The sequence below is a fragment of the Pseudomonas sp. EYE_354 genome, from assembly GCF_023148575.1.
GTDB lineage: Bacteria > Pseudomonadota > Gammaproteobacteria > Pseudomonadales > Pseudomonadaceae > Aquipseudomonas.
Map to the genome: position 1 here is coordinate 295,158 of NZ_JAHXNQ010000004.1, position 12,291 is coordinate 307,448.

Consider the following 12,291-nt stretch of genomic DNA (forward strand, 5'->3'; position numbering starts at 1 on the left):
TTCTTCATGGATATCGGGATGATTCGTGGCCTGGGCACCGTTGTGGTGATGGTGGCCTTTATCGGTCTGGCGTTGTGGGTGTTCAGCCCCAAGCGCAAGTCGGAGTTTGAAGACGCGACCTTGCTGCCCTTTGCGGATGATCCCGAAGCCATCAAGCACGTCGAGCGAGCTTCTAGGAGTAACAAAGAATGACTACGTTCTGGAGTCTGTACGTCACAGTCCTCAGCCTGGGCACCATCTTCGCCCTGACCTGGCTGCTGCTGTCGACCCGCAAGGGCCAGCGCGCCGAACAAACCGACGAAACCGTCGGCCACTCGTTCGACGGCATCGAGGAGTACGACAACCCACTGCCGAAGTGGTGGTTCATGCTGTTCGTTGGCACCATCGTGTTTGCCCTCGGTTACCTGGTGCTCTACCCCGGCCTGGGCAACTGGAAAGGCCTGCTGCCGGGCTACAACTACCTCGACACTGAAAAACAAACGCCCTTCGCCAATGGCCAGACCGGCTGGACCGGCGTCCACGAGTGGGAAAAGGAAATGGCCAGGTCGGACGCCAAGTTCGGGCCGATCTTCGCCAAATTCGCGTCGATGCCCATTGAAGAGGTGGCCAAGGACCCGCAAGCCTTGAAGATGGGCGGCCGCCTTTTCGCCTCCAACTGCTCGGTGTGCCACGGTTCCGACGCCAAGGGTGCCTACGGTTTCCCCAACCTGACCGACGCCGACTGGCGCTGGGGTGGCGAGGCGAACACCATCAAGGAAACCATCATGAAAGGCCGCCATGCGGTGATGCCGGGCTGGGCCGAAGTGATCGGCGAGCAAGGCGTGGCCGACGTGGCCGGCTTCGTGGTGACCAACCTTGACGGGCGCAAACTGCCGGAGGGCGCCAAGGCTGACGTGGCCAACGGCGCGAAACTCTTCGCCGCCAACTGCGTGGCCTGCCACGGTCCGGCCGGTAAAGGCACCCCAGCCATGGGCGCGCCCGACCTGACCCACCCAGGTGCATTCATCTACGGCTCGAGCTTCGCCCAATTGCAACAGACCATCCGTTATGGCCGCCAGGGCCAGATGCCCGCGCAGGAACAACTGCAAGGCAACGACAAAGTGCACTTGTTGGCGGCGTACGTGTACAGCTTGTCCCATGGGGATAAGAAGGCTGAAGAGCAGTAAAAGCGCTCAGACAACAGAGCCCCGCGCAGCGAAAGCTGGCGGGGCTTTTTGTTCAGTGACTTCAGTTCCAGTGGCGTTCCACTGATAAATCCATGGGACGAATGACCGGCTTACCCGCAAAAACCGTCCATACTTCCCAAGTCAATTGATCCAGATCACGTACACCATCAATTCATTTCCCCCAACGCGACCAAAGGTCGCACCCTTGGCGTACCATCGGGGGCGTATCATTAAGCCACTGCAAGACCCTTAATTTGACCCCGGCCGGCACGTACTGGCCGAGGCAAATCTCCACCGCCGTGGGATGCAATGATGAGAGACCAGATACCGGTACATGACGTTACCCCGCCTGCCAAAACCGACACTAAAACGGTCGATCTCTACGCAGCGCGCGAGAAGATCTACACCCGCGCGTTCACCGGTCTGTTCCGCAACCTGCGCATGCTCGGCGGTGCCGGGCTGTTCCTGCTCTACTTCGGCACGGTGTGGCTGAACTGGGGTGGCCACCAGGCCGTATGGTGGAACCTGCCGGAGCGTAAGTTCTTCATTTTCGGCGCGACCTTCTGGCCCCAGGACTTCATCCTGCTGTCGGGCATCCTGATCGTGGCGGCGTTTGGCCTGTTCTTTATCACGGTCTACGCCGGGCGCGTGTGGTGCGGCTATACCTGCCCGCAAAGCGTGTGGACGTGGATCTTCATGTGGTGCGAAAAAGTCACCGAAGGCGACCGCAACCAGCGCATCAAGCTGGACAAGGCACCGATGGGCGCCAATAAATTCCTGCGTAAATTCAGCAAGCACAGCCTTTGGCTATTGATCGGTTTTGCCACCGGCATGACCTTCGTCGGCTACTTCTCGCCGATCCGCGAACTGGTGTTCGACTTCTTCACCGGCCAGGCCGATGGCTGGTCGTATTTCTGGGTGGGGTTCTTCACCCTCGCCACCTACGGCAACGCCGGCTGGCTGCGTGAACAGGTGTGCATCTACATGTGCCCCTACGCGCGCTTCCAGAGCGTGATGTTCGACAAGGACACGCTGATCGTCTCCTACGACCCGCGCCGCGGCGAACTGCGCGGCCCTCGCAAAAAAGGCGTCGACTACAAGGCCCAGGGCCTGGGGGACTGCATTGATTGCACGATGTGCGTCCAAGTGTGCCCCACCGGGATCGACATCCGCGACGGCCTGCAGATCGAGTGCATCGGTTGCGCCGCGTGCATCGATGCCTGCGACAACATCATGGACAAGATGGACTACCCGCGCGGCCTGATCAGCTACACCACCGAACACAACCTGTCGGGGCAGAAAACCCACAAGTTGCGCCCTCGCCTGATCGGCTACGCCCTGGTGTTGCTGGCGATGATGAGCCTGTTGGCCGCCGCGTTCTTCATGCGCTCGCTGGTGGGTTTCGACGTGAGCAAGGACCGCGTGCTCTACCGCGAAAACGCCGAAGGCCGCATCGAAAACGTCTACAGCCTCAAGATCATGAACAAAGATCAGCGCGACCACACCTACGTGCTCGACGCCGCCGGTCTGCCGGACCTCAAGTTGCAAGGTCGACGCGAGATCAAAGTGGCCGCCGGCGAGATCGTGAGCATGCCGGTAGAGCTGTCGAGTGCGCCGGAACAACTGCCGTCAAGCACCAACGAGGTGACGTTCATCCTCAAGGATGCCGACGACACCAGCGTCCACATTGAAGCCAAGAGCCGATTCATCGGCCCCCAAGTTCGTTAAACAGGGAACACGAGAATGCCCGCAACCACTGCCGCAAGCCCTTGGTACAAGCACCTCTGGCCCTGGATCATCATTGGGATCCTGGCCTGCTCGGTGACCTTGACCTTGTCCATGGTGACCATCGCGGTGAACAACCCGGACAACCTGGTCAACGACAACTACTACGAGGCCGGCAAAGGCATCAACCGCTCCCTGGACCGCGAACGCCTGGCCCAGACCCTGCAACTGCGTGCCAAGCTGCACCTGGATGAGTTGACCGGCGAAGTCGAGCTCAACCTCAGCGGCTACAGCAACCCGAACACCCTGGAGCTGAACCTGATTTCCCCGACCCAGCCAGAGAAGGATCGCAAGATCAACCTGGCGCGCAGCGACAGCGAGCCGGGCCGCTATATTGGCCAGGTCACCGACAAGGTCCAGGGTCGTCGCTTCGTCGAACTGCTGGGCGTGGAAGGCGACAAGACCTGGCGCCTGTTCGAGGAAGAAGAGGTCAGCCACGACAAAGACCTGTTGCTGGGTGACGAGCCGTTGCAGGGCGCCGAAGACCTGAAGAAGTAAACATGCTGCGCTTCGCGCATCACGGGCAAGCCCGCGCCCCCATGGACAGCATGATCCCTGGGGGTGCCGGGCGCGCCCGCGATGAGGCCCTACCAGCCCCTATAGACTCCACGCCATGACCACCCCGCTTCCCTGCTACCACTGCGCCCTGCCCGTGCCGCCCGGCAGCCGGTTCACCGCCGACATCCTCGGCGAACGCCGTGAACTCTGCTGCCCCGGCTGCCAGGCGGTGGCCGAGGCGATTGTCGCCGGCGGCCTGGAAAGCTACTACAAGCATCGCAGCGAAGCCTCGGCCAACCCCGAGGGACTGCCGGTGCAGTTGGTGGACGAGTTGGCGCTGTATGACCGCGCCGACGTGCAAAAACCATTCGTGCGCCACCAGGGCGAACTGGCCGAAGCCACCTTGCTGATGGAAGGCATCAGTTGCGCGGCCTGTGGCTGGCTGATCGAGAAACACCTGCGAGGCCTGCCTGCAGTGGCCGAGGCCCGGTTGAACCTGTCCAACCATCGCTTGCACGTGCGCTGGGCCGACGGGCAATTGCCGTTGAGCCAAGTGCTCGGCGAGCTGCGCCATATCGGTTACGCCGCCCACCCCTATCAAGCCGACCGCGCCGCCGAACAACTGGCCAGTGAAAACCGTCTGGCCCTGCGCCAGCTCGGGGTGGCCGGGCTGCTGTGGTTCCAGGCGATGATGGCAACCATGGCCACCTGGCCCGAATTCAATATCGACCTGAGCCCGGAACTGCACGTGATCCTGCGCTGGGTCGCGATGTTTCTGACAACCCCCATCGTGTTCTACAGCTGCGCGCCATTCTTCAAAGGCGCCATGCGCGACCTGCGCACGCGCCACCTGACCATGGACGTCTCGGTGTCCCTGGCCATCGGCGGGGCGTACCTGGCCGGGATCTGGACGGCGGTTACCGGCGTGGGCGAACTCTATTTCGATGCCGTGGGCATGTTTGCGCTGTTCCTGCTGGCCGGTCGCTACCTGGAGCGACGTGCCCGCGAACGCACCGCCGCCGCCACGGCACAACTGGTCAACCTGCTGCCGGCCTCGTGTCTGCGCTTGCAGGCCGATGGCCAGAGCGAGCGCATCCTGTTGAGCGAACTGGCGCTGGGCGACCGTGTGCTGGTGCATCCGGGCGCGGTGCTGCCGGCCGACGGTGTGATCCTGGACGGCCAGTCCAGCATCGACGAATCGCTGCTCACCGGAGAATATCTGCCGCAACCCCGTCAAGCCGGGGATGCCGTGACCGCCGGCACCCTGAATGTAGAAGGCGCGCTGACCGTCGAAGTGCGCGCCCTGGGCCACGAAACGCGCCTCTCGGCCATCGTGCGCCTGTTGGAACGGGCCCAGGCCGAGAAGCCGCGCCTGGCCCAGATCGCCGACCGCGCGGCGCAGTGGTTCTTGTTGTCCTCGCTGATCGCGGCAGCGCTGATCGGCCTGCTGTGGTGGGAGCTGGATGCATCCCGCGCGTTCTGGATTGTGCTGGCCATGCTGGTCGCGACCTGCCCTTGCGCCTTGTCCCTGGCCACGCCCACCGCCCTCACCGCCGCCACCGGCACCCTGCACAAACTCGGCCTGTTGTTGACCCGTGGGCATGTGCTGGAAGGCCTGAACCAGATCGACACGGTGATTTTCGACAAGACCGGCACCCTCACCGAAGGCCGCCTGGCACTGCGGGCGATTCGGCCCCTGGGCGAGCTGAGCAGCGACAACTGCCTGAGCCTCGCCGCCGCGCTGGAAAACCGCTCCGAACACCCAATTGCACGCGCCTTTGGCCGTGCGCCGCTGGCCGCCGATGAGGTGCTCAGCGCCCCCGGCCTCGGCCTGGAAGGTCGGGTCGGCGAGCGCCTGCTGCGCATCGGCCAGCCGGCGTTTGTGTGTGAGCTCAGCGGCTGCGCGGTTCCCGCCTCGCCGCATGACGCCGGGCAATGGCTGCTGCTGGGCGACCGCGACGGCGCCCTCGCCTGGTTCGTACTGGACGACCGCCTGCGCAGCGACGCCCCCGCCCTGCTCGCCGCGTGCAAGGCGCGCGGTTGGCGCACGCTGCTGCTGTCGGGGGACAGCTCGCCGATGGTCGCCAGCGTCGCCGCTGAACTGGGTATTGATGAGGCCCATGGCGGCCTGCGCCCCGATGACAAGTTGCAAGTGCTGCAACAACTGCACAAGCAAGGCCGCAAGGTGCTGATGCTCGGTGATGGCGTGAACGATGTGCCGGTGCTTGCTGCCGCCGATATCAGCGTGGCCATGGGCTCGGCCACCGACCTGGCCAAGACCAGCGCCGATGCGGTGCTGCTGTCCAACCGCCTGGACGCCCTGGTGCAGGCCTTCAGCCTGGCCCGACGCACCCGACGGGTGATTATTGAAAACCTGCTGTGGGCGGGTCTATACAATGGCCTGATGCTGCCGTTTGCCGCCCTCGGCTGGATCACCCCCATCTGGGCGGCGGTCGGCATGTCCATCAGTTCGTTGACCGTGGTGCTCAACGCCCTGCGCCTGACTCGCCTGCCGAGTGCGCCGGCCGCCAGCGCCCCTTCAATCACCCGTCCGCTGCCGGCGTGAGCCGCCCGGACATGGAGTGCAGATGCCAGCTTTATACGTGATGATTCCGGCGGCGCTGCTGATCGTGGCGATCGCCATTTATGTCTTCTTCTGGGCCGTGGACAGCGGCCAGTACGACGACCTCGACGGTCCGGCTCACAGCGTGCTGTTCGACGATCAGGACCCAAACCACCTGGCTGCGATCGACGAAGCCAACGGCCCCGAGCAACCGCCTAAAGATCCGCCCCATGCTTGAATTGGCGCCGCTGCTGGTCTCTGCGCTGATCCTCGGCCTGCTCGGCGGCGGCCATTGCCTGGGCATGTGCGGCGGGCTGATGGGCGCGCTGACCCTGGCCATTCCCAAAGAACAGCGCAGTCGCAGGTTTCGCCTGCTGCTGGCGTACAACCTGGGGCGCATCCTCAGCTACGCCACGGCCGGGCTGTTGCTCGGCCTGGCCGGTTGGGCGGTGGCCAACAGTCCGGCGGCGATGTTCATGCGGGTGCTCGCGGGTGCACTGCTGATCTGCATGGGCCTGTACCTGGCAGGCTGGTGGAGCGGGCTGACCCGCATCGAAAGCCTCGGGCGCGGCCTGTGGCGGCATATCCAACCGGTTGCCAACCGTTTGCTGCCGGTGTCCAGCCTGCCGCGCGCCTTGCTGCTGGGCGCGCTGTGGGGCTGGTTGCCGTGCGGGTTGGTCTACAGCACGCTGCTGTGGGCCGCGAGCCAGGGCAATGCGCTGGACAGTGCGCTGCTGATGCTGGCGTTCGGCCTGGGCACCTGGCCAGTGCTCCTGGCGACCGGCCTGGCCGCCGAGCGCGTCACCGCGTTACTGCGCAAGCGCAGCGTGCGCATGGCTGGTGGTTTGCTGGTGATTATTTTCGGTATCTGGACCTTGCCCGGCCCGCATCAGCACTGGCTAATGGGCCACTAAACCGCCATGTGGCATAGCGCCGCTCCTCGTTGATGCAAATCAAGGTGCCTGCCCCGCCCAGCCCCTAGACTCGGCCCACTAGCCAATCCGGGGGACGCCCGCATGCTCGACGCCATTCGTTGGGACACCGATCTGATTCATCGCTACGACCTGGCGGGACCGCGCTATACGTCCTACCCCACCGCCGTACAATTCGACAGCCAGGTCGGCACCTTTGACCTGCTTCACGCCCTGCGCGAAAGCCGCAAGGCGGCGCGGCCGCTGTCGCTGTATGTGCACGTGCCATTCTGCGCGAACATTTGCTACTACTGCGCCTGCAACAAGGTCATCACCAAGGACCGTGGCCGCGCCCACGCCTACCTGCAACGCCTGGAGCAGGAGATCCAATTGGTGGCCTGTCACCTGGACCCCAAACAGCCGGTGCAACAGCTGCATTTCGGCGGCGGCACGCCCACCTTTCTCAGCCACGACGAACTGCGCCAAGTCATGGCCTGCCTGCGCCAACACTTCAATTTGCTCGACGATGATTCCGGCGACTACGGCATCGAGATCGACCCGCGCGAAGCCGACTGGGCCACCATGGGTCTGCTGCGCGAACTGGGTTTCAACCGCGTGAGCGTGGGCCTGCAAGACCTCGACCCCGAGGTCCAACGGGCGGTCAACCGCCTGCAAAGCCTGGACGAAACCCGTGCGGTGATCGATGCGGCGCGCACTCTGCAGTTTCGCTCGATCAACATCGACCTGATCTACGGCCTGCCAAAGCAGACACCGATCAACTTCGCGCGCACCGTGGAAGAAGTGATCAAGCTGCAGCCGGATCGCCTGTCGGTGTTCAACTACGCGCACCTGCCGGAACGCTTCATGCCCCAGCGGCGTATCCACACCGACGAACTGCCGGCGCCGGCCGAAAAACTGCTGATGCTGCAAACCACCATCGAGCAACTGACCCAGGCCGGCTATCGCTATATCGGCATGGACCACTTCGCCCTGCCCGATGACGAGTTGGCCATCGCCCAGGAAGAAGGCACCCTGCAACGCAATTTCCAGGGCTACACCACCCATGGCCATTGCGACCTGATCGGCCTCGGCGTGTCGGCGATCAGCCAGATCGGCGACCTGTATTGCCAGAACAGCAGCGACCTCAATGGCTACCAGAACACCTTGGCCGGCGCGCAACTGGCGACCAGCCGTGGCCTGGTCTGCACCACGGATGATCGGTTGCGGCGCGAAGTGATCCAGCAGTTGATCTGCAATTTCAGCCTGACGTTCGAGGCTGTCGAAAGGGTCTACAACATTGATTTTCGCGGATACTTCGACGACATCTGGCCGCAACTTGAGGCGATGGCCACCGACGGCCTGATCGATCTCGACGCCCAGGGCATTCGGGTACTGCCGGCCGGGCGGCTGCTGGTGCGGTCGGTCTGCATGGTGTTCGATGCTTACCTGGAGCACCAGAACCGCCAGCGGTTTTCCCGGGTGATCTAGTTACATCGACAACGAAGCAGCCTTGAGCGCGGCATCGGCGCTCATGGTTTTCATGGCCTTGGCCAGGGAGGTCTGGGCGGTCAATAAACCGGCCTGCAAGGAACTGATGGCCCCTTGCACATTGGCGATCCTGGCCTGGGCCTGCTCCGGGGTCAGGCTCTTGTCCGCCGCGATGGCCTGCAGTTCAGCCATTTTCTCGGCGATCTGCTGCTTCAACTGACGGATCATTTTCAGCACCTGTTTAACGTTATCGTCCAGGCCGCTGTCATCGATATCGGCATTGGCGCTCTTGGGCGCAGCGGCGGCCTTGAATGCCGCAGCGGAGATCGTCACGGTCACCCCTTCAACCACCTTGGTCTCGCTGGAGGGCGTGCTTTTTTCGTCGCTTTCGGCAGCGGGCTTCGCGTCAGGCACTGTGGGTACGCGGACGGCGGGGTTATAGGCAGCGATAACAGACATGATCCGAGCTCCAGCTCATAGGGAGACACAGGTGTATCGGCGCCGATACAAAAAGCTTTATACCGTTGCTGCTTTTTTGTACAGGCTGGCTCACTGCCCTTCAGTGCGGTACCCTTACGTCTTATGTGTGTTTTCCCACAAGGATTTAAGAAATGTCCGAGCCAGTCAAACTGCGCGCTCACAGTCAGGCTCACTGCAAGGATTGCAGCCTGGCCCCCCTCTGCTTACCACTTTCATTGAATCTGGAAGACATGGATGCGCTGGACGAAATCGTAAAACGCGGTCGCCCGCTGAAAAAAGGCGAGTTCCTGTTTCGCCAGGGTGACAAGTTCGATTCCGTCTATGCAGTGCGTTCGGGCGCATTGAAGACTTTCAGCCTGAGCGACGGCGGCGAGGAGCAAATCACCGGTTTCCACCTGCCCAGCGAGCTGGTCGGGCTGTCGGGCATGGACACTGAGATCCACCCGGTGTCGGCCCAGGCGCTGGAGACCACCTCGGTATGCGAAATCCCTTTCGAGCGCCTCGACGAACTGGCTCTGCAACTGCCGCAACTGCGCCGTCAGTTGATGCGCGTGATGAGCCGCGAAATCCGCGATGACCAGCAAATGATGTTGCTGCTGTCGAAGAAGACCGCCGACGAGCGCATCGCCACGTTCCTGGTCAACCTGTCGGCGCGGTTCCGTGCCCGTGGCTTCTCGGCCAACCAGTTCCGATTGAGCATGTCGCGCAATGAAATCGGTAACTACCTGGGCCTGGCGGTGGAAACCGTGTCCCGCGTGTTCACCCGTTTCCAGCAAAACGAACTGCTGGCCGCCGAAGGCAAAGAAGTGCACATCCTCGATCCGATCCAGCTGTGCGCGCTGGCCGGCGGCTCTCTGGAAGGCTGATGCGGGCAGCTGCGGCCGCGCCAATCGGCGAGGCCGCAGGTATACTTCGAGTCCGTTTTCCTCCCAGGACTCTTCGACGATGACTTTCGATTCGTTCGACATCAAATCCCTGATCCGCCCCGTCATCGACTTCCCCAAGCCTGGGGTTATTTTCCGTGACATCACGCCACTGTTCCAATCGCCAAAGGCCCTGCGCCTGGTGGCCGACACCTTTGCCCAGCGCTATGTCGAAGCCGATTTCAGTCACATCGGTGCCATGGATGCGCGCGGCTTTCTGATCGGCTCGATCATCGCCTACCAACTGAACAAACCACTGATCCTGTTCCGCAAGCAGGGCAAGCTGCCCGCTGACGTGTTGGCCGAGGGTTATCAGACCGAATACGGCGAAGCCTTCCTGGAAGTGCACGCCGACAGCCTGTGCGAAGGCGACTCGGTGCTGATGTTCGATGACCTGATCGCCACCGGTGGAACCTTGATCGCGGCGGCGAACCTGGTGAGGCGCATGGGCGCTGAGATCTTCGAAGCGGCGGCGATTATTGACTTGCCGGAACTGGGCGGCTCGCAGCGCTTGGAAGACATGGGGATTCCCACGTTCTGCCTGACACAATTTGCCCTGACTGAAAGGTAGTGGTTACCTGGGCCTGCCCCCTCACAACCCCATCTGCTTGGCGATGATTTCGTTCATCACCTCACGCGTGCCCCCGCCAATCGACAGGATGCGGCTGTCGCGATACAGCCGCTCCACCAGGCTGCCACGCATATAGCCTTGGCCGCCGAGGATCTGCACCGCATCGTAGGTGACGCGGTCGGCGGTGTCGCTGGCGAGGTTCTTGGCCATGGAAATCTCCTTGATCACGCTCTTGCCGGCCGCCATCTTGGCCGCCTGGCGGTAGGTGAACTCTCTGGAGACTTCCACTGCGGTGGCCATTTCGGCCAAGCGGTGCTTGAGCACCTGCAACTTGCCGATGGGTTTGCCGAAGGCTTCGCGCTGGGTGGCCCAGGCGAGGCTCTCCTCCAAGGCCATCTGCGCTGTCATATTGGCCATGAGGGCCAGGGCCAGGCGTTCGCTCTGGAAGTTGCCCATGATGCAGGCAAAGCCCATGTTCTCGGCGCCAATCAGGTTGCCGACGGGCACCTGACAATCATCAAAGAATAATTGGGCCGTGTCCGACGCCCACCAGCCCATTTTTTTAAGAGGCTGGCCCACAGTAAAACCAGGGGTGTCTTTTTCGATGAGCAGCAGGCTGATGCCACCAAAACCGGGGCCTCCAGTGCGCACGGCCACAGTGTAGAAATCGGCACGAATGCCGCTGGTGATAAAGGTTTTGCTGCCGCTGACCCGGTAACAGTCACCGTCCCGCACGGCGCGGGTTTTAAGATTGGCCACATCTGAGCCGCCGCCTGGCTCGGTGATGGCCAGGGCGCTGATTTTCTCACCCGAGAGCACCAGCGGCACCACCCGTTCGCGCACCTCGGGCCGGGCCCACTTGACCACCGGCGGCAGGCCGATATCCAGCGAACCGAGCCCCGCCACCACGCCTCCGGAGCCGCAGCGCATCAACGCTTCGCTGGCCGCTACCTTGGCAAACAGATCCCCTTCATGGCTGCCGCCCAGGGCTTCGGGGTAACCGATCCCCAGGATCCCCGCCGCGCCCGCTTTGCGGTATAGCTCCCGAGGAAAGCACTCGGCCTCCTCCCAGGCGTCGATGCCGGGCAGCATCTCGCGCTCGACAAAACGGCGCACGCTGTCGCGGACCAATTGGTGGCTGGGGTCGAAGTAGTCCAGATAGGCAGACATCGGCAAACTCCACGCAGAGGTGGAGCGAAATTACCAAGCGCTTGCTTGGTTATCAACACAGTTCTCACTTACCACGCAAAACCATGCCGGGAAAGGCATGTGCCCTCCCCCCAATTTACCCAGCAGTGCCTGCTAGAGGGCGATCGGCTTGCGACCGGCGAAGGAGTGCGCCAGCGTGCCCCCGTCCACCAGCTCCAGCTCGCCACCGAGCGGCACGCCATGAGCGATACGCGACGTGACCAGGCCTTTATTGCTCAGCAGTTGGGCGATGTAATGGGCCGTGGCTTCGCCTTCCACCGTCGGGTTGGTGGCCAGGATCACTTCGGTGAAGGTGCCCTGTTCTTCAATGCGCGCCACCAGTTGCGGAATACCGATAGCCTCGGGGCCCAGACCGTCGAGGGGTGACAGGTGGCCCTTGAGCACAAAGTAGCGCCCGCGATAGCCGGTCTGTTCCACGGCGTAGACGTCCATCGGCCCTTCCACCACGCACAGCAACGTGTCATCGCGGCGCGGGTCGGCACATTGCGGGCAGAGTTCTTCTTCGGTGAGGGTGCGGCACTGGCGGCAATGGCCAACACCTTCCATGGCCTGGCTCAGGGCCTGGGCCAACCGGGTGCCGCCGCTGCGATCACGCTCGAGCAGTTGCAGGGCCATGCGCTGGGCGGTTTTCTGGCCAACGCCCGGCAAGGTGCGCAGGGCGTCGATCAGTTGGCGAATCAGTGGGCTGAAGCTCATG

At 62.9% G+C, this 12,291-nt stretch carries 13 protein-coding genes; 10 read left to right on the top strand and 3 right to left on the bottom strand.

The features are described 5' to 3' along the window. Positions 1-6 precede the first annotated feature (6 nt). The 8 genes from KZX66_RS07785 (at position 7) to hemN (ending at position 8,411) form a co-directional block, all read left to right on the top strand. Complete coding sequence (locus KZX66_RS07785) at positions 7-192, top strand: cbb3-type cytochrome c oxidase subunit 3 (RefSeq protein ID WP_248078070.1); 186 nt, start codon at positions 7-9, stop codon at positions 190-192. Next, a complete protein-coding gene (gene ccoP, locus KZX66_RS07790; RefSeq protein WP_248078072.1) occupies positions 189-1,166 on the top strand; it encodes a cytochrome-c oxidase, cbb3-type subunit III in 978 nt (325 codons plus the stop codon). Before KZX66_RS07785 ends, ccoP begins: the two co-directional genes overlap by 4 nt. 312 nt (positions 1,167-1,478) lie before the next feature. Then, on the top strand, positions 1,479-2,894 hold the full coding sequence (ccoG, locus tag KZX66_RS07795; protein WP_248078074.1) for a cytochrome c oxidase accessory protein CcoG: 1,416 nt from the start codon (positions 1,479-1,481) through the stop codon (positions 2,892-2,894). A 15-nt stretch (positions 2,895-2,909) separates the two neighbouring features. After that, positions 2,910-3,449 (top strand): FixH family protein, encoded by a 540-nt coding sequence (locus tag KZX66_RS07800; RefSeq protein WP_248078076.1) that lies wholly within the window; start codon positions 2,910-2,912, stop codon positions 3,447-3,449. A gap of 115 nt (positions 3,450-3,564) precedes the next feature. Then, a complete protein-coding gene (locus KZX66_RS07805; RefSeq protein ID WP_248078078.1) occupies positions 3,565-6,015 on the top strand; it encodes a heavy metal translocating P-type ATPase in 2,451 nt (816 codons plus the stop codon). Positions 6,016-6,037: 22 nt separating this feature from the next. Further along, positions 6,038-6,250, top strand: a complete 213-nt coding sequence (gene ccoS / locus KZX66_RS07810) for a cbb3-type cytochrome oxidase assembly protein CcoS (protein ID WP_248078080.1) — start codon at positions 6,038-6,040, stop codon at positions 6,248-6,250. Then, the gene (locus KZX66_RS07815) at positions 6,243-6,926 is read left to right on the top strand and encodes a sulfite exporter TauE/SafE family protein (protein ID WP_248078082.1); all 684 of its coding nucleotides are present in this window, start codon (positions 6,243-6,245) and stop codon (positions 6,924-6,926) included. Before ccoS ends, KZX66_RS07815 begins: the two co-directional genes overlap by 8 nt. 102 nt (positions 6,927-7,028) lie before the next feature. Continuing rightward, positions 7,029-8,411 carry an oxygen-independent coproporphyrinogen III oxidase gene (hemN, locus tag KZX66_RS07820; protein ID WP_248078083.1) on the top strand — a complete coding sequence of 461 codons (1,383 nt, stop codon included), beginning with the start codon at positions 7,029-7,031 and terminating at the stop codon, positions 8,409-8,411. Here hemN and KZX66_RS07825 read toward each other — a convergent pair whose 3' ends face one another. Then, positions 8,412-8,870: a hypothetical protein gene (locus KZX66_RS07825; protein WP_248078085.1), complete on the bottom strand. Its 459-nt coding sequence runs from the start codon at positions 8,868-8,870 to the stop codon at positions 8,412-8,414. It abuts the gene before it with no gap. A 152-nt stretch (positions 8,871-9,022) separates the two neighbouring features. Between KZX66_RS07825 and fnr the strand changes: the two genes are divergently transcribed. Beyond that, positions 9,023-9,757 (top strand): fumarate/nitrate reduction transcriptional regulator Fnr, encoded by a 735-nt coding sequence (gene fnr / locus KZX66_RS07830; RefSeq protein WP_248078087.1) that lies wholly within the window; start codon positions 9,023-9,025, stop codon positions 9,755-9,757. 79 nt (positions 9,758-9,836) lie between these two features. Beyond that, positions 9,837-10,385 carry an adenine phosphoribosyltransferase gene (locus KZX66_RS07835; RefSeq protein ID WP_248078089.1) on the top strand — a complete coding sequence of 183 codons (549 nt, stop codon included), beginning with the start codon at positions 9,837-9,839 and terminating at the stop codon, positions 10,383-10,385. Between the two features lie 21 nt (positions 10,386-10,406). Here KZX66_RS07835 and KZX66_RS07840 read toward each other — a convergent pair whose 3' ends face one another. Together KZX66_RS07840 and recR are read right to left on the bottom strand one after the other, a co-directional pair. Further along, entirely contained in the window at positions 10,407-11,555 is a 1,149-nt protein-coding gene (locus KZX66_RS07840; protein ID WP_248078091.1) for an acyl-CoA dehydrogenase family protein, read from the bottom strand. A gap of 132 nt (positions 11,556-11,687) precedes the next feature. Beyond that, on the bottom strand, positions 11,688-12,290 hold the full coding sequence (gene recR / locus KZX66_RS07845) for a recombination mediator RecR (protein WP_248078092.1): 603 nt from the start codon (positions 12,288-12,290) through the stop codon (positions 11,688-11,690). Between the last annotated feature and the right edge of the window lies 1 nt (position 12,291).